General features: G+C 45.8%; 25 protein-coding genes. 3 read left to right on the forward strand and 22 right to left on the reverse strand.

What is annotated here, in order from left to right; translation table 11 throughout:
- Positions 1 to 51 precede the first annotated feature (51 nt).
- From MKZ16_RS28150 to MKZ16_RS28210, 13 genes are all read right to left on the reverse strand, one after another.
- Positions 52 to 1,224 (reverse strand): DUF4179 domain-containing protein, encoded by a 1,173-nt coding sequence (locus tag MKZ16_RS28150; RefSeq protein WP_076104200.1) that lies wholly within the window; start codon positions 1,222 to 1,224, stop codon positions 52 to 54.
- A gap of 24 nt (positions 1,225 to 1,248) precedes the next feature.
- Positions 1,249 to 1,746 carry a sigma-70 family RNA polymerase sigma factor gene (locus MKZ16_RS28155; protein ID WP_036680329.1) on the reverse strand — a complete coding sequence of 166 codons (498 nt, stop codon included), beginning with the start codon at positions 1,744 to 1,746 and terminating at the stop codon, positions 1,249 to 1,251.
- A 256-nt stretch (positions 1,747 to 2,002) separates the two neighbouring features.
- Positions 2,003 to 2,386: a hypothetical protein gene (locus tag MKZ16_RS28160; protein WP_036680170.1), complete on the reverse strand. Its 384-nt coding sequence runs from the start codon at positions 2,384 to 2,386 to the stop codon at positions 2,003 to 2,005.
- Positions 2,387 to 2,533: 147 nt separating this feature from the next.
- Complete coding sequence (locus MKZ16_RS28165; RefSeq protein WP_076104199.1) at positions 2,534 to 3,304, reverse strand: ABC transporter permease subunit; 771 nt, start codon at positions 3,302 to 3,304, stop codon at positions 2,534 to 2,536.
- Positions 3,301 to 4,197: an ABC transporter ATP-binding protein gene (locus tag MKZ16_RS28170; RefSeq protein ID WP_244886395.1), complete on the reverse strand. Its 897-nt coding sequence runs from the start codon at positions 4,195 to 4,197 to the stop codon at positions 3,301 to 3,303. The genes MKZ16_RS28165 and MKZ16_RS28170 overlap by 4 nt, the downstream gene beginning before the upstream one ends.
- 17 nt (positions 4,198 to 4,214) lie before the next feature.
- On the reverse strand, positions 4,215 to 4,406 hold the full coding sequence (locus MKZ16_RS28175; RefSeq protein ID WP_036680175.1) for a PLDc N-terminal domain-containing protein: 192 nt from the start codon (positions 4,404 to 4,406) through the stop codon (positions 4,215 to 4,217).
- Between the two features lie 52 nt (positions 4,407 to 4,458).
- Entirely contained in the window at positions 4,459 to 4,674 is a 216-nt protein-coding gene (locus tag MKZ16_RS28180; RefSeq protein WP_036680176.1) for a hypothetical protein, read from the reverse strand.
- On the reverse strand, positions 4,671 to 5,000 hold the full coding sequence (locus MKZ16_RS28185) for a YxlC family protein (RefSeq protein WP_036680177.1): 330 nt from the start codon (positions 4,998 to 5,000) through the stop codon (positions 4,671 to 4,673). Before MKZ16_RS28185 ends, MKZ16_RS28180 begins: the two co-directional genes overlap by 4 nt.
- On the reverse strand, positions 4,987 to 5,532 hold the full coding sequence (gene sigY / locus MKZ16_RS28190) for an RNA polymerase sigma factor SigY (protein WP_036680178.1): 546 nt from the start codon (positions 5,530 to 5,532) through the stop codon (positions 4,987 to 4,989). The genes MKZ16_RS28185 and sigY overlap by 14 nt, the downstream gene beginning before the upstream one ends.
- Positions 5,533 to 6,077: 545 nt before the next feature.
- Positions 6,078 to 6,707, reverse strand: a complete 630-nt coding sequence (locus MKZ16_RS28195; RefSeq protein WP_076100951.1) for an MBL fold metallo-hydrolase — start codon at positions 6,705 to 6,707, stop codon at positions 6,078 to 6,080.
- Positions 6,708 to 6,711: 4 nt separating this feature from the next.
- The gene (locus MKZ16_RS28200; RefSeq protein ID WP_036680182.1) at positions 6,712 to 7,278 is read right to left on the reverse strand and encodes a thioredoxin family protein; all 567 of its coding nucleotides are present in this window, start codon (positions 7,276 to 7,278) and stop codon (positions 6,712 to 6,714) included.
- Positions 7,275 to 7,889, reverse strand: a complete 615-nt coding sequence (locus tag MKZ16_RS28205; RefSeq protein ID WP_036680184.1) for a DedA family protein — start codon at positions 7,887 to 7,889, stop codon at positions 7,275 to 7,277. The genes MKZ16_RS28200 and MKZ16_RS28205 overlap by 4 nt, the downstream gene beginning before the upstream one ends.
- Positions 7,890 to 8,239: 350 nt before the next feature.
- Complete coding sequence (locus tag MKZ16_RS28210; RefSeq protein ID WP_076100948.1) at positions 8,240 to 8,998, reverse strand: glucose 1-dehydrogenase; 759 nt, start codon at positions 8,996 to 8,998, stop codon at positions 8,240 to 8,242.
- Between the two features lie 216 nt (positions 8,999 to 9,214).
- Here MKZ16_RS28210 and MKZ16_RS28215 point away from each other — a divergent pair, with 216 nt between their 5' ends.
- Together MKZ16_RS28215 and MKZ16_RS28220 are read left to right on the forward strand one after the other, a co-directional pair.
- Positions 9,215 to 9,553 carry an autorepressor SdpR family transcription factor gene (locus MKZ16_RS28215; RefSeq protein ID WP_051491108.1) on the forward strand — a complete coding sequence of 113 codons (339 nt, stop codon included), beginning with the start codon at positions 9,215 to 9,217 and terminating at the stop codon, positions 9,551 to 9,553.
- A complete protein-coding gene (locus tag MKZ16_RS28220) occupies positions 9,553 to 10,209 on the forward strand; it encodes an SdpI family protein (protein WP_076104198.1) in 657 nt (218 codons plus the stop codon). The genes MKZ16_RS28215 and MKZ16_RS28220 overlap by 1 nt, the downstream gene beginning before the upstream one ends.
- Here MKZ16_RS28220 and MKZ16_RS28225 read toward each other — a convergent pair.
- From MKZ16_RS28225 to yyaC, 6 genes are all read right to left on the reverse strand, one after another.
- The gene (locus MKZ16_RS28225; protein ID WP_076104197.1) at positions 10,198 to 12,798 is read right to left on the reverse strand and encodes an O-antigen ligase family protein; all 2,601 of its coding nucleotides are present in this window, start codon (positions 12,796 to 12,798) and stop codon (positions 10,198 to 10,200) included. The genes MKZ16_RS28220 and MKZ16_RS28225 overlap by 12 nt on opposite strands.
- Positions 12,799 to 13,726: 928 nt before the next feature.
- Complete coding sequence (locus MKZ16_RS28230; RefSeq protein WP_081386663.1) at positions 13,727 to 14,917, reverse strand: SAM-dependent methyltransferase; 1,191 nt, start codon at positions 14,915 to 14,917, stop codon at positions 13,727 to 13,729.
- 88 nt (positions 14,918 to 15,005) lie between these two features.
- On the reverse strand, positions 15,006 to 15,824 hold the full coding sequence (locus MKZ16_RS28235) for a PhzF family phenazine biosynthesis protein (RefSeq protein WP_249267772.1): 819 nt from the start codon (positions 15,822 to 15,824) through the stop codon (positions 15,006 to 15,008).
- Entirely contained in the window at positions 15,824 to 16,495 is a 672-nt protein-coding gene (locus tag MKZ16_RS28240; protein WP_036680197.1) for a DUF6483 family protein, read from the reverse strand. Before MKZ16_RS28240 ends, MKZ16_RS28235 begins: the two co-directional genes overlap by 1 nt.
- A 194-nt stretch (positions 16,496 to 16,689) precedes the next feature.
- A complete protein-coding gene (locus MKZ16_RS28245; protein ID WP_036680199.1) occupies positions 16,690 to 17,496 on the reverse strand; it encodes an alpha/beta hydrolase in 807 nt (268 codons plus the stop codon).
- Between the two features lie 108 nt (positions 17,497 to 17,604).
- Positions 17,605 to 18,129, reverse strand: coding sequence for a spore protease YyaC (gene yyaC / locus MKZ16_RS28250; RefSeq protein WP_036680201.1), 525 nt, complete (start codon positions 18,127 to 18,129; stop codon positions 17,605 to 17,607).
- A gap of 144 nt (positions 18,130 to 18,273) precedes the next feature.
- On the opposite strand from yyaC, the gene MKZ16_RS28255 reads away from it, so the two are divergent.
- The gene (locus MKZ16_RS28255; RefSeq protein WP_036680203.1) at positions 18,274 to 18,498 is read left to right on the forward strand and encodes a DUF1128 domain-containing protein; all 225 of its coding nucleotides are present in this window, start codon (positions 18,274 to 18,276) and stop codon (positions 18,496 to 18,498) included.
- Positions 18,499 to 18,628: 130 nt separating this feature from the next.
- On the opposite strand, the gene MKZ16_RS28260 is transcribed toward MKZ16_RS28255, so the two are convergent.
- The 3 genes from MKZ16_RS28260 to MKZ16_RS28270 all read right to left on the reverse strand — a co-directional run bounded on the left by MKZ16_RS28260 (position 18,629) and on the right by MKZ16_RS28270 (position 22,082).
- Positions 18,629 to 19,633, reverse strand: coding sequence for an asparaginase (locus tag MKZ16_RS28260; RefSeq protein ID WP_036680204.1), 1,005 nt, complete (start codon positions 19,631 to 19,633; stop codon positions 18,629 to 18,631).
- A 308-nt stretch (positions 19,634 to 19,941) separates the two neighbouring features.
- Complete coding sequence (locus MKZ16_RS28265; RefSeq protein WP_036680210.1) at positions 19,942 to 20,778, reverse strand: sugar ABC transporter permease; 837 nt, start codon at positions 20,776 to 20,778, stop codon at positions 19,942 to 19,944.
- The gene (locus MKZ16_RS28270; protein ID WP_076104195.1) at positions 20,775 to 22,082 is read right to left on the reverse strand and encodes a sugar ABC transporter permease; all 1,308 of its coding nucleotides are present in this window, start codon (positions 22,080 to 22,082) and stop codon (positions 20,775 to 20,777) included. The genes MKZ16_RS28265 and MKZ16_RS28270 overlap by 4 nt, the downstream gene beginning before the upstream one ends.
- Positions 22,083 to 22,086: the final 4 nt, after the last annotated feature.

Genomic DNA, 22,086 nt, shown 5'->3' on the forward strand with positions numbered 1-22,086 from the left:
TTTATCAAAGTGAAGGGGATTCCTACACATTTTAAAGGAGCGTATCGTTCATCAATATATAGGGATTGTCATTTCCAGCTGCGGAATATATTCGACTGCCGGGTATCCATTATTGTCTAGCAAATTTCGTTTTCCACTACCCTCTCCAGTATATTTGTAGAAAAAGGTTTTTATTGTCAGTGCTTTTACATCCTTGGGCAGCGGTACAATATTAACATCCTCTTTAAGACTATAATGGATTGTGTCATCTATCTTTTTCGAATCCGACCAACCATTGCTGCCGTTTACATATTGCAACAGGTTACCTTTATCATCATAGACTTCATAATTTAATGCCAGGTTATTGGTATCTGTCAGATAAGTATAAGGAATACCCTCGAGGGCTACAGCACTCATCCGTATTTGTGTAGTTGCCGGAGTCTGTGTAATCTTCTCCACTGTGGTCGTTACATCATTGTAAGTTTGACTGATTCCGGGTTGCTGAACAATATTATGACTCGTATCCTTTTTTATAGGAATTTCAATTTGAAAATCATCATCGATTCCGGACAGACGACCTTTTACTGTCATTTGGAACTGCTCTGGTAAAGTAATGCCTCCCTCATCATAGGATTTCTCTGAAAATTGCAAAATCAACGATTGTTCATCTACTCCCGGAGAAAGGATAAGGCCAATATTGTGTTTAAAAGAATCCTCTTCTTCCTCCCCAGCAGCGTTTAAAGGCTGTCCATCAATAAATACCTGCAAATCCTGAATGTCTCCACTGAATATTCCCTCTTCATCTTCACCTTCAAGTTTCAATGCTACAGAAAGCCGTGTGCCGTCATATATAACTTCATTAGCACGGATAATAACATCTTGAACCTGATCACTGGTATCAACTGCAGTCGTTAAGCCTTGGCGACTCGCCGCTTGAAGTCCCATATCACCTGCGAGCTCAAAAATACTATTGACTAACGGAATACGTTCCAGCGACCTAGCCAATGCGGGAGAAGTAAAGCCGCTTCCAAGCACGATAACCCCCAAAACAAGAGCTGCCCCGAAGCCAAGCGCTGTCCTCTTAACATTACGAAATTTGTGCGTGGATCTCTTTATCTTCACATGATCCAGCATTGTATACGTATCCTCTTGACGTTGGCGAATCATAGAGGGAAGCTCATTTGCCGGGAGGATGTCCATATCTTTCAAAAGCAATTCAAGCTCTTGCGCTGTTCTCTTCTTCATCTGTTCCATCCTTTCTAAATATCATTAGAATCCATTCAATAAGTTTTTTCTTGCTCTGTAGAGGCGCGATTTGACTGCCGTTTCGGAAATATTCAGAAGATCGGCAATTTGCTTAACGGGCATGTCCTGAAAATAATGCAGCGATATCACGGTCTGGAGCGAAGTATCCAATCGTTCTACTGCTTCCCGCAGCTCAATTTTCTCATATTCTGCACCGGAGGAATGGCATTCCAAAGCAGTAAGGGGATCTCCAAACTCCACAATATTTGTCCGCTTGCGTTGGAGCTTATGACATTCGTTTATAAGGATGCGAAGCATCCATGTCTTGAAAAATTCTGGTTGCCGCAATCCATGGATAGACCGGTAAGCCTTTAGGGTGGCTTCCTGCATGGCATCTGCACATTCCTCGTCCCTGCCCAAAATAGATCGGGCCATGCCGTACATTTCAGGTTCAATCTGCCGGCATAGCTGGATAAACGCTTCTTTATCGCCATTTCTCGCTTTTTGAACAGCGGTTATCATCTTCACTTGAGGTTCTCCTTTATTTAAGTTAAAACGCCTATACCGCAGATCTGCATTCTCGTATTCGGCTCTCAATAATTTAGATACATAAAACAGGAGATTGGTTGTATACCAAAAAAATAAAAAACAAACTTTCGAAAACTATAAAGAAGGAATAAAAGAAAAGATTTTGAAAATGATGTGTAAATTCAGAGGATTAATGTGGGGGAAATACTTTTTATGACAAAACAAAAAAGCCGGCTTGCGCCGGCCTTCCTTAAATCCAAGCTCGAAGATTCACTTGTTTGATGAAATCCGCTTGGGACATGCTTTCGCTTGACGTTGATTCCGTCTCTTCTATATCCATATCTTCACCGTTCATCAAATGATGGAACAGCTTCTCATTGTACGTGGACAAAGCGTAATCAATCAACGCTTCATGCGTTGCTCTTTCAGCCTCAGCTACTAATAAATGTTCTTCCGCCTCAATGTCCTCAGCCGGAACATAAAAGTTCCTATTCGCCTCTGGTACACGAATAACATAGTCAAACGCATTATCGGGATTGCGGTCGTAAGCAATTAGGTAGCCGTATTCCCCGATAGGAAGACTCTGCTCGAAAGCGTCCGCAACAATGACAATCTTCTCTCCTAAACGCAGCATCGCCCTACCTCCTAACCCCAAAATCTTTCAAGATTTTGCTTGTTTCAACAGTCTACTAAAAAAAGATAGAACTGTCTAGTTGAAGGCTGGCCGATCCTACAAATTCTATGAAAATATACTATATTTAATAAAAACATAACTTAAGTTTCAAGCGGTTAAGTTATTCTTCCTTGTCAAAAGTGCAGCACCCACTAAACAAATCAAGATCAAAATAGCTGCTGAAAGATAGGGTCCAACCCTGAATCCTTCTCCAGCCATAAGGATTTCAGCCGACAACCCGGCAAGCCCCGCAGGTGCCCATTCAAACCATGAAGGCAATAAGCTTTGGCCTAATGATAATGCTGCCATTAGCACCAATGCTAAAAAAGCGGCAACTGGGGATTTTAAAAACCCACTAAACAACAACGTAGCTGATACAGCACATAACAGCCACAATCCATATACTCCAGCAGCTGCGATGACATCTCCCCAAGATAGTGAACCAATCAACTGCTCCGTGTAGTAAGCAGCGCCCGCTGCACCTAATCCTAGAGCAACGATCAACAGGGTCAGCTGTGCTGCCCATTTAGCGAACACTATTGCGGCTGGAGAAACCGGCCTTACCAGAATTAATTCCATAGTTCCGCTATAGCGCTCACCAGCTAAAACATTCATCGCGCCAAGCGCCAATACTAACATTCCGATCGTTCCGTACTGTCCCAAAGATTGCGCCATCACAGCTGCGGCACTCGGTATTTCATACCCCTCTAGGAGACCTGGAGGAACATCACCTGAAGCTTTTAATATTTCCGGCAAATAATAAGTAGTTAACGGCTGCATAATGCCTAATAGGATAAAAACGACAGGTATCCAGATTAACTTATAACTGCGAGCCATTTCGAGCATTTCTTTGCGATAAAGGACCCAGGCGCTTCTCATACTCCCACCACCTTCATAAATAAATCCTCTAACGTGGAAGAACCCGCTTCAAATTGCAGTAATGGAATTTCGAGCTGCGCCGCTTCTTGCAGAATCGTCCAACGGGCCATGTCTACATCGTTGACATTAAAAATGGCATGATCTCCGAACAACTGAGTCTCCAGTACAAACGGTTTGGCAGCAAGAGACTCCAGCCACTGAATAGCTTTTTCTTGCTTCTCCGTACGTAAACGAATAACAGGAAGGCTGTATTGTGAACGAAGCTGTGATAAAGATCCCTTCTCAGCAATCAAGCCTTGATTCATTAAAATAATATCATCGCAAATTTCTTCTGCATCATGCAGCACATGTGTAGAGAAAACTACAGTTGTCTCCTCACGTATTTCCCGCACCAGTCCCATTACTTCTCTGCGGCCAATCGGATCAAGTGCAGATACAGGCTCATCAAGCAATAACAGACGAGGCCGATGCACAAGCGCCTGAGCCAGACCCAGCCGCTGTTTCATCCCGCCGGAGTATCCACCAATCCGGCGACGAGCATCACCTTTAAGCCCTACACGCTCGAGCGATTCCAATGCCCTGCTGGTTGCGTCTTTAGTTCCCATTCCACTAAGCTTTGCAGCGAAAACAACATACTCATGTCCAGTCATCCACCCATAAAAAGCTGGAGACTGTGGCACATATCCTAATCCTCTGCGATATTCGGCTCCAGGACGGCTCCCCTCAAATGAAATCATGCCAGAGGTGGGTTCAAGCAGCCCTGCCAGCATACGAAGTGTGGTCGTTTTCCCAGCACCGTTAGGCCCCAATAAAGCGACGCACCGTCCTTTCTCAATTTCAAAACTTATATCATTTACGGAAATATGCGCCCCATAGCTTTTGCGCAAATTCATAACTTGAAGGAGTGACATCAGACATCTTTCCTTCCTATTGTGAAATAAGCTACGCTACCTAATATATTTCCGCAAATAATGATAATAATCCACATCCATTTTGGGCCACGAACGTTATCCGCTTTGGCCAGTGATATCAGTCCAATAATTGCAAGCAAAGCCTGAAGAATAATTAACGGCATGATTAAACCCCATTTTACCTCTTCCATGAAGTACCACTCCTTGTAATAGGATGAAAGGAACGAGCTTCTTACTAAAGCTTTACAACTGCTTCTTCCTTCTACGTCGGTCAGGAAGTATGACAACGAGTAAGTAGACTAATGCTGGGGACGGAACTGTAGTAATCGCCCACAATCCCCAGAACCAAGCTTTTTTTCCGCGCCGTCTTGCATCCCGGAACAGTAAGGTCCCTTGCAGCATTAATGCTACTGCTATGCCAAACCACAACCAAAGAGGCACATCTTGTAGCTCATTCATTCTTGTACACCTTCTCTATTTCTTCTGATCCTGGCGATCCCTAAGCCACCCAGTCCTACAACAGGAATGATCGCCTGAATAATCCAATAGATCATGGGTGCAGAAGTGAGAATGGATAGAAATGCGCAGATCAGGATCAATGAGACCCCCCAGAATAACAGTAGTTCTTTACGTTCCCTTCTCTTTCTGTGCACAGCTGCATCAGCCATTAACCACTCCAGTTCCTGTAACGAAGGTGGGGTGATATCATCATATTGCGCATCCAAACGCTCAAGCTCTTCAGTAAGCTTGTGCAAATACAGTTCTGGCTCCTTATCCTTCTCCATCCTCATTCAGCTCCTTTCGCAATTGGTTAAGACCAAGGGATACACGCGATTTGACCGTGCCTGAAGGAATTTGCATGATCACACCGATTTCTTCATAGCTATAGCCATAATAATGCTTCAGCAGCACAGCTACCCTCTGAGCAGAGGGTAGCTTGGAGATGGAATCGAGTACTTCACTCCATTCTTCCCCCCTGCTCTCAAACCGCCAACGAATCGAACGGGTGCCCTGGGCCTGTTGTTCCCGTTTCTTCCAATCTGCCTCACGTTTCCAGCGCCGCTTTCGATCGATGAATATTCTGGTAGCTATGGTGATTAACCAAGAGGAGAACGAAGAAGAACCGTTATAGGTATTGATTTTTTCCATACATCTGACCATCGTGTCCTGTACAAGATCCTCTGCCAGTAACGGGTCCATAGTCACTTTAAGTAAATATTTGAACAAAAAAGTATAATGTTCTCGCAGCAGTGAAGACAGTGCTGAAGTATCTCCCTGCTGTGCCTGCCTGATTTTCTCCAGCGCCTGATCGCTCATCTGCCCCTCCATTCAGGATTAGTTCTTATTTGTAATACGATTATGTATAGTGATTCGTTCATTCCGTTTTAATTTTATTTTTTGAGCTCCCAGAGCTTACGCCGCCATGGCTGAAGCAATCCTGCTTCTGCTGGAAAATGCCAAAAAAGAGGCGTTCTTCTGGGCTCGCCTCCTGAAACCACTGGTATTCTCCCATCCTTATTCTCAGATTGTATGTCCCTGCGTTCTATGGAAGTACAAAAACCTCCCCTTCCAGAACATTCTGAAAAACATTGGCATTTACTGCTGCAAAAACTAGTCCATTTCTCCTTGGAGTCATACCATCCGTAATCCAACGGGTAATACATATTCTTCTCCAATCTATTTCCCCCCATGCTTTTAAACCTATATGTAGACAAAAAAAAGAACGCAAACCGGGATTAATTCCGCAGTCTGCGTGCTTCGCGAGGTTAATGTTACATTTAATTAACAATAGTGTAGTCCTTTTGTATCCCTTTGTCTATCAAAAATTCCCCGATTCTTGTCAGTTCTACTAGAATGACTGTTTATTGAGGAATATAAGGGTTACGAACTTTTTCAAAACCGATAGTTGTTCGTGAGCCGTGACCTGGATAAACCTTCACTTCATCATCCATTTTGTACAGCTTGCCACGAATAGAATCGAACAAATCACGTTCTCTGCCACCAGGCAAATCGGTGCGCCCAACTCCCATCTTAAACAGTACATCTCCAGAGAATAAATCATTCCCGCATAGGAAGCTGACACTGCCCGGAGAGTGCCCAGGTGTGTGGTACACCCGGAAGGTATGTCCGATGAATTGCAGAACTTGTCCTTCTGCCAGATCATACTCTGCAGGATCTGTAGTCAGAGGAGGCGAAATATCAGTCCACATCAATGAACCATTCAGCTTAGGGCTGCTGAGCCATTCACTTTCTAGTGGATGTAAATAAACAGGACATTTCTTAGCTTTACGAATTTCGTCTACGCCGCCCATATGGTCAAAGTGCGCATGCGTTAGCAAAATAGCCTCGATCTCCATCCCTTCGATACTCCGCACTAATGCCGCAGGATTCATGCCGGGATCAATAATGATTCCCTTCGTTGGATCCGCACCTGTCAGCAAGTAGGCATTGGTCTGAAGCGGACCTAAATTAAACGAACGTATATTTAGCATCGGTCTAGAATCCGGAAATCAGACTACGCAGCTCTTTTGCGATAACTGCCTGTGATTCCGTTCCTTCCCCATAAGCTTGCCCCATAGCCTTACGTACTTCTGCGATTTTGCTGTCGTAATCAGCAGCCTCACGATCAGGATTCTCACGTTTGAACTCTCTCATTAGGCTCTGCACATGCTCTGGACGAGGACCCCAATGTCCAAGCACGTATCCGCCGGTATCCGCAAAGATCACAATCGGAACAGATCTTCCGCCCATGGTCAAGAATTCATCCATAAGCTCCTGATTCTCTTCCAAAATGAATACCTCTGTCTTCATTCCGGCAGTCTCCAAAATACGGAAAACCGCAGGGACATTACGTACTACATCTCCACACCAATCAGCGGCAAGGATAAGTACCCGCAAATCGTCACGATGGTTCAGACTTTCGAAATATTCCTTGTCGCTCTCATCTTCCCAAGAAAACTTCTCATACCAGGATTCAAAAGCCTGCTGGTTCTTCGTCATGCTTTCTACAAATTGGCGCGGTGTAAGACCTTTTCCAAATTTATGAGCTACATTCGGTTTCATTTTGCAGTCCCTCTCTTCTTGGATTTAAACCACTTATACACAAAATAAATGATGATTAGTGCTAACGCTACAAGAATAATTTCGTTGGTGTACTTAGCTGCTACTTCGTCAATATCTTCCCACTTATTCCCCAATGTCATACCGAGATATACAAACAAAGCACTCCATGGAATAACAGCAAGTGTAGTCAATAAAGTGAACTTACCTAAAGGCATACGAGAAATCCCCGCTGGAACGGAAATGGCATGGCGAACAACGGGAATAAAGCGTGCCGTAAAGATTACGCCTGTCCCATATTTATTGAACCACTCTTCCGAATGATCAATATGCTTCTTTTGGATAAGAATATATTTCCCGTATTTCTCCAGTACAGGCCTGCCCCCATAACGGCCAATCCAATATACAAAGATCTGGGCAATCACTCCGCCTATCGTACCAAACAATACTGCGCCGAAAAAATTAATATCTCCACTCCATACCAAGAAACCACCGAAAGCCAATACAATTTCACTCGGAATAACTTCAATCATCAGTCCGATCATAATCCCAAAATAACCAAGACTCTGAATCCATTCAAATAATGTCGAGATCAGATCAGAAATAAAATGCAAACGTGCTCCTCCTCCCTTTTCCGCAGAATATGGCTACATGTATCAAGCTAATCGCCTTTGGCATCTTTATAAGACGCTAAGCGTTTAAGCGAGTGAAATATAAGAACATAAAAGCATAGATACTAATCTTATACTTTCTTATATTTTTAAAAGCTTTGCCGCTCTGCTATATTTTCCAGTTTCTCTTAGCCTATTCTAGCACAAGCAACCTTATCACTTCTACTTACGTGGTAAGCAGCTTCCATCTTCCAATCCACACTTAAAAAGAGTTTGAGTAACAGGCATAAACAAAAAAGGTGAACAAATTCCACCAATAAAGGGAAAATGAACACTTTTTTATCTGCGCTCAATTAATAAGCCATCCAACCGGCATCAGCCGTTATCACCGACCCATTCAAAAAGCTTGCAGCATCTGAAGCCAAAAATAAGGCTACCGAAGCAATCTCACTGCTTTCCCCTGTCCGTGGCATCGACGCCATTCCTTCGCCCGCTTTTTGACTCCCAAAAGGGCTTGGATCAGACAGATCAATATTTGTCTTTACCCCGCCCGGCGCTATGGCATTACAGCGAATTCCAAGCTTAGCGTATTGAAATCCTATATTTTTGGTCATCCCGATTACAGCATGTTTAGAGGAAGTATAAGCCACTCCCGCACGCGAGCCCGCTAAGCCGCCAATAGAGGCTACATTGATGATACATCCGCTTTCCTGTGCCATAAAAATCGGCAAAACTTTACGAATGGCTCTCATCGGACCGGTTACGTTGACCGCAAGCACCTGCTCCCACATGTCATCAGTGATCTCGTGCGCTGGCGTCATTTTATCCATAATACCGGCATTGTTAACAAGGATATGAAGGCCTCCAAACTGTGTGGTTGCGGCATCAATCATTCGCTGTGTGTCCTCTTCCTTCGAGACATCTGCCTTTACGGGATAGATAACTCCGTGTCCCTCACCCGTTTCTGCCTTTTTGGCCACCGCTTCTACATTGTCCAGATGGATATCCGCAGCAATCACTTTAGCCCCCTGTTGGGCAAAAAGAAGAGCAATCGCTTCTCCAATCCCCGATCCTGCACCTGTAACAATTGCGACTTTATTGGTTAGTATCATATATCTGCTCCTCTGCATCGTATGTTCGGTGCATCAAGGAATGCATGCCCATCGTTAGTATTAACAGGAGTCGGCTTTGGACGGCAGTTAATTTTAAAGATTCGGTGACACTTTTACACACGCTATTGCTAAGTGAATACTGCATTGACAGCTATGAAAGTGAAGAGCTATTATATATTTAGATAATTATTTAAATATCGAAAGGCAGGGTGGAATATGAATGAATCCTTTAAAGCACTAGCTGATCCTACCCGTCGCCAAATCATTCGGTTACTAAGGGAGAAAGATCGAACCGCAGGTGAAATCGCAGATTTTTTCAACATGTCTAAGCCAAGCATTTCTCACCATCTGAATGCGCTGAAGCATGCCGATCTGGTACAGGATGAGCGAAAAGGACAATTTATTATGTACTCGCTAAACACCACAGTCCTCGAAGAGGTTCTCGGTTGGTTATTGGAGCTCACTGGTACAGGTAAGCAAACGGAGACGGAGAGTAAATCGCTGGACGGAAAGCAGCAACGTCAGGATATCGATTCCAAAAAGGAGGCGGATTAATGATGAAAGATTTCAAATGGAGATGGCAGGATACCCTCATCGTAATATTAGGTTTAGCTACATTAGCCTACGCTCTGATCAATTACAGCAAGCTGCCGCAGGAGTTACCAGCACAGTTTGGAATTACGGGTAAGGTCAACAGATACTGGGACAAAAATATTGCTATTTTTGTGTTCGGAATCTTAGGGATTGTGCTCCCGCTAATCATGCAGTTCACACGCAGCATCGATCCTAAGCGGGAAAATTACAAAAAATTCGAAAACGCCTATGCCATGAGCAGACTTGCTATTGGGGTGCTTTTTAATCTAATGCTGGTGCTGTCGATTGCTTACGGTCTAGGTAAAGATATAAACGTTGGGAAGATCGCCATAGGAGCTGTCGGAATAATGTTTATTGCTCTCGGCAACTACATGCCACAGGTAAAAGATAATTACTTGTTTGGGGTTCGTACAGCCTGGACGCTCGCCAACCCCGAGGTATGGCGAAAAACACATCGCCTATCCGGGATAATGTGGATGATCGGTGGCCTACTTATTTTTGCAGGAGCCTTTTTGAGCGGAGCCTTGTCTCAGCTTCTTATTATTACGGCACTCGTACTTGCAATTATCGTGCCCATTCTCTACTCCTGGATGATTTCACGTCCGCTAAAATCGTAAAGCAAACATACTAAGCCGTCGACTCAAGTCGTCGGCTTGTTCTGTCATTCGGAACTCGCGGTCATTATGTTGCCCTCCTTTATTAGCCTCCTCTTCTGCCAACCTTCTATATTTCAAAAGAAGTTCATTCCCAGAGGCGACACAGATTAGGCCTTCCTTTCGATTTCCTTCTGCAAGCTTCTTTTGCCCCATAAGAAGCATCCCTTCAATCGCCTTCACCCACTTGGCATTGTTGTACTTATCCAGCCTAAGGCTCTGGCCTATCCAATATAACGCTGCCCCCGGATGGTCGCTGCTCATCCATCGTTCAGCCAGCTCCCAGCTTAAGCTGGCATTCTCGGGAGAATACAACAAACTCTGCCGAAGCAGACTTACGCTCTGTTCACCCGAGAGCAGCCTAGATAATACTATAGCCGTTCGAGGTGACTGGGGATTCCACGCCAGCGATTGCTCTAGCAACTCTACCTTCACCGAAGGACTCACCGATATAATCGCTTGTCGATAGAACTTCTCTCCTTGAGCGGCGTGAAAAGATAGCACCCCCAGCATAAGCGAAAAACAACATGCCGCAGTTCCGATTAGTCGGCGAAGACGGATTTGGGGCGGATTCTTGGATGTAGGGTAAACTATTAGCGGATTCGCTGGTGTAGTGACGTTGATGAGCAGGTTCGTAGATGTAGAGTGAGCGATTAGCGGATTCACAGGTGTAGTGACATTGGTAAGGGGGGTCGTAGATGTAGAGTTAGCGATTAGTGGATTCGCAGGTGCAGAGACATTGGTGAGCGGGTTCGTAGATGCGGATTGAACGATTAGTGGATTCGCAGGTGTAGTGACATTGGTGAGCGGGTTCGTGGATGTGGAGTGAGCGATTAGTGGATTCGCTGGTGTAGTGACATTGGTGAGCGGGTTCGTGGATGTGGAGTGAGTTGGCAGCTTGGTCTCAGACTGAGGGTGGGTTGGCGCAGATTGATGTTTCTGCTTATGCTCAGCCAGAGCAATCGCTGGCAGCCAGAATAGCAGCAGCCAAAATAATCCATAGCTCCAATCAAAATCGACGACGCTGTGCAAGACGATGACCAGAAACGGCGGCAGCAACCGCGGCGATTTAGTAGCCAGCAGCCAGCCTGCTGCCAACAGCATAAGGAGTATGGCTGCAAGACCAACGAATCCTAAGTTCAACAGGATGTCGAGGTATCCATTATGCACCTGGCTGCCTACATAAGGGCGAGATTGGGCGGCAAGGTATGAATGCCGCCAAGTCTCACCCCCACGTCCCAGCCAAGGTGCCTCTACCGCTAGCCGCCAGGCGTCGCGGTAGAACAGCCCGCGCGCGGATACCGTCGATGACGGTCCGGTGATCCGCTCGCGCACGTGCAGGAGGACGGCGATCCCCGCCGCCGTCCAACCTGCCGCCGCCAATGCCAGCATGGCGGCTCGGGCAGTGCCCGCCGCGCCGCGCTGGCGGCGGCACAGCCATAGGCCGGCTAGCAGCGCGCCGGCCCAAAGCCCGGCCAGCAACAGCAGGCCGGGCACTGGCTCTACCGCCAACCCGGCACGGGCCAGTTGGCGGTAGAGTAGCGCCGCGGCGGCCACGGGCGCGGCGCCAGCAGCAAGAAGCGGCGCGATTAGCTGCCGCTTCCAGAGCAAGACGGCGGCGCAGGCGCAAGCCGCCGTCAGCCATGCGCCGCGCGACTCGGTGAGGAGCAGCGCGGCGGTGTACGGGAACAGCGGCAGCAAGCGCAGCAGCGCGGCGGTCGTGCTTCCCGCTTTTCCCTGCTCCGCTTCTACGCCTTCTTCCCCTCTGCTCCTCCGTTCCGCATCTGCGCACTCCATCCCCAGCCCAACACTTCTTGCCCCCAACATATTCGTGCTCTTTTTTGGATCCCCATAATAAACAGCAACAGCAAATAGCCGTTCCAGCAGAAAAACAGCCATCACAGCACCAAAAGCATTCGGATATTCCATCAATCCTGCTAATCTAACCCCTGTGGCGCTCACTTCTGCTGAATTGCTGTAGGCCACAGCGAAAGGCAACTTTACCACTCCACACACAGCCAATAAAGCGCTCAGGCATAAAGTCATACCCAGCATAGACCAAATTACATTTAAAATCCGGCGTCCCACCAGGTTCACCGCACAAAAACAAACCAATATTGCAAAGCTAGCATACAAGCCCCACCGCAGCATTTCATTCATAGTTCCCTGGGAAGAAAGTGGCCCGCACAACCAATGAATCACATAAAGCGATAGAATAATTAAAGGGACGCTTAATAATATTCTTAACGCCCTATTTTCTCCACTAACTTGACTAACTTCACTAACTTTACTAACCCCATTGACTCCCGTAAAACCTCTTACTGCACCTGCACCTACTCCTCCCCCACTTCTTCTCCATATGCCAACCCCAACAAGAATATAAAGCGAGCACGCACAACACAGCACAAACCATAAGGTAAGAAAGGGATACATCTCATCAGTAAAAAACAATCCCCGCAACAAACAAGCACCCACCCCAGCCGCTATCACTAAGCCTCCACAAATATATGCAATTGATGATTCCAGACTCCAGTCTTTTTTAAAACGCCACATTTAGATACCCCTGTATTCGTTAATTTATCTCTATCCTTTCCACATTTCCCTTATACAAGACTAGAACGCAAAAAGACGATACCTCTCCACAAAGGAGCCGTACCGTCCTAACCATTAGATCGCACTAGCTGTACTATCCGAATTCTCATTCAAAAAAGCTATATAGTTGTAAAAAGTACAACTAATCCCGTGCTTTCGCTGCTTACTTCCACTTTAATTGCACTTAGTGCAACTATTTTTCAAGAATCCCGCCGTATGGGGAGTATTGTTCGTTTTTAAGTGTACAAAGTGCAACTAAATCACTAAAACGCAGCTTCAGAGCATATTTAGTTGCACAAAGTACAACTAAACCAACTCACCATTAGATCGCACTAGCCGTACCGTCCTCATCATTGGATCGCACTCACTGCACCATCCTAACCATTTGATCTCACTAGCTGTACTATCCGAATTCCCATTCAAAAAAGCTATATAGTTGTAAAAAGTGCAACTAATCCCGTGCTTTCGCTGCTTACTTCCACTTTAATTGTACTTTGTGCAACTGTTTTTCGAGAATCCCGCCATATGCAGAGTATTGTTCGTTTTTAAGTGCACAAAGTGCAACTAAATCACTAAAACGCAGCTTCTGAGCATATTTAGTTGCACAAAGTACAACTAAACCAACTCGCCATTAGATCGCACTAGCTGCACCGTCCTAACCATTAGATCACACTAGCCGTACCGTCCTAACCATTTGATCGCACTAGCTGTACCGTCCTAACCATTTGATCGCACTAGCTGTACTATCCAATTTCCCATTAAAAAAGCTATATAGTTGTAAAAAGTACAACTGATCGAATTAGCCTGCACCTATAAGTGCCCATTCTACAGTCCTACCGTTCTACCATTCTACAGTCCTACCGTTCTACGCTCTCTACCTTAATATCCTCTACCCTTCTACCGAACTCCCAGTGGGAAGCAGATCAGCGCATACGCGTTCGAGGTAGGGTTTTGCTCCCAGAAAATCGCGGAATGCGGTGTATTCGCGCCATTTGACGGAGTTGTCCCCGGCTGAACTCTTAACGGCACGAATCAAAATGTTCTTCGGCGTATTCTCCAGATCGATGAATTCCAGCAGCTGGCTGCTATAGCCCATCATGTCGAGCAATTTGGCGCGAATGGCATCTGTAGCCAAGGCAGAAAAACGCTCTTTCAGTATGCCATGCGAAAGCATAGGGCTCATTACTTCATTTTCGATTTGTGCGAATAATTCATGCTGGCAGCAAGGCACGGACAAAATAACAGACGCTCCCCAACGTACCGCTTTTTCAAGGGCAGCATCGGTAGCTGTGTCGCAAGCATGAAGTGTGATCACCATGTCTACTTGCTCCAGCTCATTGTACTCAGCAATGTCACCCACGAAGAACTTCAAGTGATCATAACCGATTTTGGCAGCAAGTTCGTTACAATGCTCAATCACATCTGCTTTTAAATCTAATCCAATGATATTAAGCTCCCGCTTCTTGCGAACGGTCAGATAGTGATACAGTGCAAAGGTCAAATATGATTTTCCACAACCAAAATCCACAATCGTCAAGGGTCGGCCGGTTGGCAGATCGGCAAGCACGTCCTCTACCATCTCCAGAAAACGATTGATCTGCCGAAATTTATCATATCTTTTGGCCAGCACTTTGCCTTCTTTGTTCATGATGCCAAGCTCCACCAGAAATGGCACAGGCTCTCCATCCTTCAGCACATAACGTTTGCGGCGATTGTGAGCTAGATCCGGCTCTTCTTTTTTACTTGGAGACTTAGTTAGGATTGATACTTTGAATTTTTTGCTAATAAGCACCTGATAATCGGCTTCTACTGTACACAACAAGCCTTGCCGATATGTTTCTCTAAATAAAAGAGATATCTCTTCCGCCGCCAATTCTGCGGGTACGTTGCGATGTTCTACCTTTGTACCAATATAGGACGCAAACTGATAATGCAGCTTACCCTTTAGTTCAACAGGTTTAACCTGCACCTTGGTACAATTTTCGCCTTTATAACGCACTTGACTTAGGGTAGCCGTAATCAAAGTACGGTCGTTAATTAGTTGTTCAATTAGAGCTGTTAAAGATTCCACAACGCACATCTCACTTTCGGGATTAAAAATGGAGAATCTATGTCTCCTAACCATCATCGTTCATTATATCACGTGTTAACAAGGGTCGTTCCTTGTTCTAGCAGGGCTTAACATGCAGCTCTCCACTAACTATAGTTAATGCTCGCCCAGACATCTTAATCTGGTCTTTACTTACCTCTAACTGAAGCAAACCTCCACGTTTCGAAGCTTGATAAGCGGTCAACTGCGTACGATTGAGTCTATCCGCCCAAAAAGGTGCCAGTGCAGTATGCGCTGAGCCTGTTACCGGATCCTCATTCACTCCTACCTTCGGCGCAAAAAAACGTGATACACAATCAATACCTTCGATAGAGCTTTCTGCGGTAACCGCGAAGCCTCTCCCTTCAAGCCCGGATAAAGCTCCGAAGTCAGGGCTGAGTTCGCGAACCCGTGCTTCCTGATCCAGTCGTACAAGCACATTGTCAGCATATCGCATAGTTTCCACCACATTCGCTTCTGCAATACCAAGCGCTGCTGCGAGACCTGAAATTACAGGAGAGGGTTGAAGCTGATAAGGCGGGAAGTACAGTGAGATCAAATCTCCTGAACGAGAAGCTCTGAGCAACCCACTGCGTGTATAGAACCTTGCTTCCATATCAGGAGCTAGCAGTCCCCTCTCCCATAATACATGTGCACTTGCTAGAGTCCCATGACCACATAGCTTGACCTCAACTTTAGGTGTAAACCAGCGCAGGCGATATCCATCTTCCTCTGGCCAGAGAAAAGCTGTCTCTGACAAGTTCATTTCCGCTGCTGTCTTCTGCATATAACCTTCATCGACGGGATGCTCCAGTAAACATACCGCCGCAGGGTTGCCTGAATAAGCCTGTTCTGCAAAAGCATCGATAATATATAAAGGGATATTCATCGTATTCATCAGGTTCCTGATTCCTTTCGTATCGCTGTTATCCTGCCCCACTCTTTTAACCCCTGCTCTACTTCCTCCAGAGGAAGAGTACCTTGTTCCAATTCTGCAGATGATTTGAGCAGCAGTCGATTGTATAGCTTATCCCCTTCTATTACAACATTTTCTCCCTGCTCCCACAGCCGGTAGAGGCTGTCCTCCGCTTTACTATATCGCCCTACCGACTCCATATACTCCATCAGTAGCCGCTCCGTTTTAGCCGGGAGCCGATAGGCCTGCACATCCTGCAAGAGTTCATCCATTTCCTGAGTCATATGCAGCAGCTCCCGGTCTGCACCGTGAAGATCCGCGTACAAATATAAATGTAAGGCTCTCATACTTCTAAATAATGCTGCATCCTTATCGCCATTTGCGGCATAAATACTGCCTTCTTCCTTCAGCAGTTTGGCCAGACCTTGAAGCTTATCGGACTCAACCACACCGCCAAAACGAAACATATCTATGATATCTTCTACAGATAGTGAATTTAAAAGACGTGAATTCAGCGGAAAATGCCGGTTCAACAGCTCATCGATTTCCCATAAAGCTTCTGTCGTCTTCCGTTCCTGCTTTAGAGTAAGTACCTTGGCAACCATCGCCGTCATATCTTCGATCATCCGGACAATATAGTCTCTTCGAAACATGCACATCCTCCTTTTCCGTACTGTGGTAGCAAAAACTGCAGGACTCATACCACTTAAATTATTCTATTGATTTATCTTAAACCATTGCCGAATTCTATGCCAGTTAAGGAGAATACCAGATAATTAGATAGCCCTAAAAGAAAGAGGCAGCACACGCCAGAATGGCGCCGTGCTGCCTCTTTGTAGAAGATTTTTTATACGCGGCTATTATCTAAAACGGAAGCCTGGACAAAATCCTTAATGATCTCGGCTAACCGTTCAGGAGCTTCAAAAAGACTCATGTGGCCTGCACCCGATATCGTTGCTTGCGTTACATTTGGCTTATCCGCAGTAAAGGTTCGTTCAGCAGGAATCAATCCATCCTGCTCGCCAGCAACAAGCAATACCGGCAACGTAGTGGCCGTAATTACATCCCGTCGATCTGGACGCTCACGCATCGCCAGTGCAGCTCCTGCCGCTCCTTGTGGAGGCGTTTTGTAGCCGATTTCTTTAGCGCGCTCCAGCAGCTGTGGGGATGCAGAAGCGGTTGCTTCAGCAAACAAGCCTGGTACGAAGCTGTCTACGAAAGGAGTAATCCCTTCATTTTGAATCGCGCTGACACTCTTCAGTCGTTTTTCCTTAGCTTCTTCACTATCTGGATAAGCAGTAGAATGAATTAATCCAAAGCCTTTCAATCGAGAAGCATAACGCTGAGCAAACGATAGCGTAATATATCCGCCAAGCGAATGACCAAGCATGATGCATTCAGCAATCTCCAGCGAATCTAACAGACCCAGAACATCATCTGCCATTTGTTCAATACTATAAGGTCCTAGTGGAGCTTCCGAAGCTCCGTGACCACGTAAATCGGGAGCAATCACTCGGTAGCCGCTGCTTAAGACAGGAATGACTTGTTCCCAATATTCAGCGCTTCCACAAAAGCCATGCAGCAATACAATAACTTCGCCTTTCCCCTGATCACTGTAGCATATATTGCTTCCGTCACAACGAACTCTTTCCATGGCTGCTTCCCTCTTTCTAGAATACTAAGATAATGTGTCTAATATCTATTATTAAGCAAAACAGCCCGCCTTGAAACGGACAGCTTATTTTTAAGTGCCCAATGGGTACTACTGGAGTCCGAATCCTTTTGCTGCCGCTATAGCGATATGTTCTGCCATAACCATCACTCTATGCAGTGGAGTAGTCTGCAGCGTCCGATAAGGTTTCGGGCCATTCATATCTACAACGGCCGCCAAACTATAGTGACCTACGGCTGGAAGATTTGCCCCCACCGATTGTGCAGGCAGCAGTGGCTCACTCGAAACGAAGTAATATCCAAGCGCGATCGGAGGGCCCAGACAAGCATCTACTGCAACTACAATATGCCCGGAGGGAATCTCAGCCACTCTGGCCACCAAATTATCTGCATCGCAAGGAGAAGGCAACGTACCGATTACATGTCGGAAGCCATGTTCCACAAGTTTGCTGCCCGTCAACGGACCGAGTGCATCTCCTGTAGATCGATCTGTTCCGATACAAAGAAACGTGACTTCCTCAGCGGGATGCAGAGCAGCTATTTCCATGAAAAAGGACACCAGTCCAGCATCGTCCATTTTAATGCGTTTTCCGCTTCCCTGTTCTCTGATTGCCAATACATTTGCTCCCTTCGATGATATTTTTTGATCTCATGCCTTTAATTTAACATGATTTCAGTGAACCCGACAAAAAAATGGTGGTCAAGCTGCCAAACATGGTAAAATACATGAATCAGTATACAGAGAGGATGTTTTAACCTAATGGATTTAACAAAGCCTAGTCAGGAAAATGTTGAGTATATGATCGAGGCTATCAAAAACAAATTAAAAATGGCCAGTGCTGCGGCGATGCAAGCCTCCGCTTTTTCAGTAGATCATTATGAAGATATCTATGATGTATATGAGGTAGCCATGGGCAGCGACAGACTGAGTATTTCTCAGGTGGAAGCACTCGTCTCCGAACTCGGCCGTCTACGTCATAAATAATAGTTCTCCCTATACAAGAAGAAACGATGTTGCCGTCCTTTAAAGATGACCACCGCTTCTCGTAGAAAAAAGCCCTTCGCTGCGTATCCAGAAGATGGATTCGTAGTCGAAGGGCTCTTTTTATATGATCCTACTTTATGAAATTAAGCTTGAACTCGGTATCCGCATGGCCTACTCGTGTACCCCCGTCATTGTAAATCACGCCTGAAAATGCATTGCGCAGCTTTTCCAAGGTATTTTTCTGACTATAACCAATTTGGTTTAAAATTCCCTGTACAATAAGTCCCCACTCTTCTTCCGACCCATCCAGAATCTTGAAGGCAATCCCCAGTCGCTCACGGCGTAAACCGAAGCAATACACACCCTTAAATCCACCTTTAGCAATAATATTATCATCTTCCAAAAGAATAGAATCAAGGCGACCAGATCCAGAAACCATCTCCGGATAAGCATTCATTGCCGTTGTAATAGTAGTAACCGCTTTGCGAGTAGCTTCATCTGCAATCAAATCCGGATTGGCTAATTTCAAATAGGCTGTCGCCAAGGCGGTCAGAGGCAGAGCAAATACCGGAAGTCCACATCCGTCCGTACCTAAACCGATGCTGTCTGGGGCCACACCAGCCATATAAGCAATGGTGTCGATAATCTCACGCTGCACCGTTTGCTCCGGCTGTGAGTATTCTTCAAGCGGCAAACCTTTGAGCTTACTGTAAGCTAAGATGCCCATGTGCTTGCCCGCACAGTTATGATAGAACTTTCTTTTGCCCGCACCACGAATGGCGTTCTCCCTGCTGGAATAATCCAGCGGGTAACTCGTTGCACAGATCATTTGTTGCTCATCGATGCCAATCTTGGAGGATATGCTCTCTAGCGCAGCAACATGGTAGCTCTCTCCCCGATGAGAGGCGGTCATCAGGGCAACCTCTGCGGGAGTAAAGCCGTAATGCTCCACGATCCCCCCACGTACGCCTGGAATAGCCTGAAGGGGTTTAGCAGCTGAACGGGTGAACGATACAAATTCCGGGTCACCTGCATACCCCATTAAATTTCCATTCTCTCCTACGATGGCAATATGCCCACTATGGACACATTCCAGCAAATCCGCCCGATACTCTCGTACTAATACGGTTTCCAAAATATCTCTCCTCTTTTCTCTAGATGCTCTATAACTCACAAGGACTTATTAGTATTCACATTTAATAAATGCTAGAAAATAACCCCGTGCTCCGGGGATTTTTGAGTACTCCACAAACTCCCTTAAGTGTTGGTTCCATGAGGAATTCTACTCCTATTTTCATTATTCTTCAATCCTGTCCACACCAAGAAGATTATAGAAACCGGATAAAATATAAAAAACCGCTTCCTTCTCAGAAGCTTAATCTCTGAGTAGAAAGCGGTTTTTATCGAATTCAGCGTAGCTTCACAAGGGTAGCGCAGTTCGCCTTATCCTTTGCTTGCACCTGCGGTGAGGCCATCCACCAAGAAACGCTGTAGGAAAATGAACAGCAGCGTGACTGGGAGAGCGACCAATACCGCTCCGGCAGCGAACAACGTAAACTCGGTTGAGTTGCTCTGGTTCACCATCCGGTAAAGCCCAACGGCGAGCGTTCTTGTATCCTCCGTGCGCAATACAAGGTCGGCGAATATAAAATCCACAAAGCAGCCGTTGAAAATCATAAGGCTGGCATAGGTGAGCATCGGCTTAGATAACGGGATCATGATAGAAAGGAATACTTTCATATGGCTCGCCCCATCCATTCGCGCAGCATCTTCCAAGCTTTTAGGAATCGTATCAAAAAAACCTTTAGCCACAAAAACATTCGTGATAATAGCGCCGCTGCTGTATACGAGCACAAGTGCCCAATGAGAATTCAGTAGCCCAAGTGTGTTCAGCAGCACGTAAACTGCAATCATAGCCATAAATCCCGGAAACATCTGCAGAACTAGGAGCGCGGTTAGTGTAGTTTTTCTGCCCGTAAATCGATAACGAGAAATGGCGTACGAAGTCAGCAGCAGCAAAAAGGTGCCGAGCAGCGTAGACAACGCCGCAATCTTTAGCGTATTCATGAACCATAACAAATATTTAGTTTGCTCAAACAGTTCCTTGTAATGAACAAAGGTAAAATTCTTAGGAATCAATGAGTCACTGAACAAACTGTTTCCTGTTTTGAACGAAGACATAATAATCCAGAAGGCTGGGAAAAGACTAATAAAACTGAGCACAATCAGCAATAAATGGCTTCCAAACGTTTTTAACGCTTCCGTCAGTCTTAGCTTCATGCAATCATATCCTCCTCTTTAAAGGATCGCGTCCGCCGGTAGCTCCAGATGGAGAATGTCGCGACCATCAGGAAGATGACAATCCCGATGACAGAAGCAAAGCTATACTGCGACTGGTTCAGCGCCAGTTTATAAAGCCAAGTCACCAGCAAGTCAGTGTGGCCCGCGTACTGGTAGTTGGGATTAACCGGTTCTCCGTTAGTCATTAGATAAATGACATTAAAGCTGTTAATGTTGCCGGCAAACTGCATAATCAGGATAGGTGCGGTTGCGAACAATACCATGGGCAGCGTAATCATGCGGAATTTATAAAATGACCCAGCACCGTCTACTTCTGCCGCTTCATACATATCCTTCGGAATTGTTGTCAGCACCCCGAAGGCCAGAATCATGGTCACCGGAATGCCGATCCACATATTAGCCAGAATTACAGTGACCTTAGCCCAGAAAGGATTGGTTAGCCAGGCCACACCCTCCAGTCCCAAGGCTCTTAAATAACTATTGATCGGTCCGAATTGATTATTGAACATATTGCGCATGACGAGCAGAGAAATCATATTGGGAATAGCGAACGGAACGATCAGAAGTGTGCGCCAAAGCTTTTTGCAACGGACACGGGGCTGGTGAATAAGTACTGCAATGAGCACACCTCCAATGTAAGTCGTCGCAGTAGCAATAACCGCCCAGATCAAGGTCCAAGTCAGCACTCCACCGAAGGTGGAACTCCAGACATCCAGACTAAGCATTTTATTAAAATTACCGAAACCCACCCAGTCTACCAGATGTGCTGGCGGTAAAATCGGGTCGGCATAGTTCGTAAACGCCAGTAGCACCGAAAAAACAAGTGGTAATATCGTCAGAAAAACCACAGCCACAAAGGGAATCGCGAGGACAAGATAGGCAAAATTCCTCCGCCCCATAGCTCTGAGCGATTCAGCGAATGAATGAATGGGCTCTTTCCGGTCCCGTGCAGCTCCAACTAGGAATGCATCTCTGATGTTCAATAAATGAAATGCTGTATAAAAGAGCAGCGCCAGCAATGCCATTAGACCATTGATCATCATAAAAATGGAGTGGTCGCCTTCCACCATCCGGGTTAATTTGCCTACCTTGACCATACGGCTTGGAAATTCCCCAAGCGTAATTAAGCCATGCAAATGACCCATCAGATCATGAGCAATATAGAAGATTCCAGCAGACCCTACCAGCAGGAATACCAATCCTTTCAGCCACTGCCGGTTGTAGAACTGGCCCAGTCCCGGAATAATAGCCGAGAGTAGCGCTGCGCCTGTTTTTTTCCTCATGGTT

It is taken from the genome of Paenibacillus sp. FSL R5-0928 (assembly GCF_037970385.1).
GTDB lineage: Bacteria > Bacillota > Bacilli > Paenibacillales > Paenibacillaceae > Paenibacillus_AQ > Paenibacillus_AQ odorifer.

Bases quoted from the DNA above. Each gene is read 5' to 3' on its own strand.
- sigY (WP_036680178.1), bottom strand. From the start codon at position 5,532: ATGAGCGATCAGGCGCTGGAGAAAATCAGGCAGGCACAGCAGGGAGAT.
- MKZ16_RS28245 (WP_036680199.1), bottom strand. From the start codon at position 17,496: ATGGAAAGAGTTCGTTGTGACGGAAGCAATATATGCTACAGTGATCAG.
- MKZ16_RS28265 (WP_036680210.1), bottom strand. From the start codon at position 20,778: ATGAAGCTAAGACTGACGGAAGCGTTAAAAACGTTTGGAAGCCATTTA.
- MKZ16_RS28180 (WP_036680176.1), bottom strand. From the start codon at position 4,674: ATGAATGAGCTACAAGATGTGCCTCTTTGGTTGTGGTTTGGCATAGCA.
- MKZ16_RS28175 (WP_036680175.1), bottom strand. From the start codon at position 4,406: ATGGAAGAGGTAAAATGGGGTTTAATCATGCCGTTAATTATTCTTCAG.
- MKZ16_RS28195 (WP_076100951.1), bottom strand. From the start codon at position 6,707: ATGCTAAATATACGTTCGTTTAATTTAGGTCCGCTTCAGACCAATGCC.
- MKZ16_RS28255 (WP_036680203.1), top strand. From the start codon at position 18,274: ATGGATTTAACAAAGCCTAGTCAGGAAAATGTTGAGTATATGATCGAG.
- MKZ16_RS28155 (WP_036680329.1), bottom strand. From the start codon at position 1,746: ATGATAACCGCTGTTCAAAAAGCGAGAAATGGCGATAAAGAAGCGTTT.
- MKZ16_RS28210 (WP_076100948.1), bottom strand. From the start codon at position 8,998: ATGATACTAACCAATAAAGTCGCAATTGTTACAGGTGCAGGATCGGGG.
- MKZ16_RS28150 (WP_076104200.1), bottom strand. From the start codon at position 1,224: ATGAAGAAGAGAACAGCGCAAGAGCTTGAATTGCTTTTGAAAGATATG.
- MKZ16_RS28200 (WP_036680182.1), bottom strand. From the start codon at position 7,278: ATGAAACCGAATGTAGCTCATAAATTTGGAAAAGGTCTTACACCGCGC.
- MKZ16_RS28225 (WP_076104197.1), bottom strand. From the start codon at position 12,798: ATGTGGCGTTTTAAAAAAGACTGGAGTCTGGAATCATCAATTGCATAT.
- MKZ16_RS28185 (WP_036680177.1), bottom strand. From the start codon at position 5,000: ATGGAGAAGGATAAGGAGCCAGAACTGTATTTGCACAAGCTTACTGAA.
- MKZ16_RS28230 (WP_081386663.1), bottom strand. From the start codon at position 14,917: ATGTGCGTTGTGGAATCTTTAACAGCTCTAATTGAACAACTAATTAAC.
- MKZ16_RS28170 (WP_244886395.1), bottom strand. From the start codon at position 4,197: ATGAATTTGCGCAAAAGCTATGGGGCGCATATTTCCGTAAATGATATA.
- MKZ16_RS28165 (WP_076104199.1), bottom strand. From the start codon at position 3,304: ATGAGAAGCGCCTGGGTCCTTTATCGCAAAGAAATGCTCGAAATGGCT.
- MKZ16_RS28235 (WP_249267772.1), bottom strand. From the start codon at position 15,824: ATGAATACGATGAATATCCCTTTATATATTATCGATGCTTTTGCAGAA.
- MKZ16_RS28215 (WP_051491108.1), top strand. From the start codon at position 9,215: ATGAATGAATCCTTTAAAGCACTAGCTGATCCTACCCGTCGCCAAATC.
- MKZ16_RS28240 (WP_036680197.1), bottom strand. From the start codon at position 16,495: ATGTTTCGAAGAGACTATATTGTCCGGATGATCGAAGATATGACGGCG.
- MKZ16_RS28270 (WP_076104195.1), bottom strand. From the start codon at position 22,082: ATGAGGAAAAAAACAGGCGCAGCGCTACTCTCGGCTATTATTCCGGGA.
- MKZ16_RS28220 (WP_076104198.1), top strand. From the start codon at position 9,553: ATGATGAAAGATTTCAAATGGAGATGGCAGGATACCCTCATCGTAATA.
- MKZ16_RS28160 (WP_036680170.1), bottom strand. From the start codon at position 2,386: ATGCTGCGTTTAGGAGAGAAGATTGTCATTGTTGCGGACGCTTTCGAG.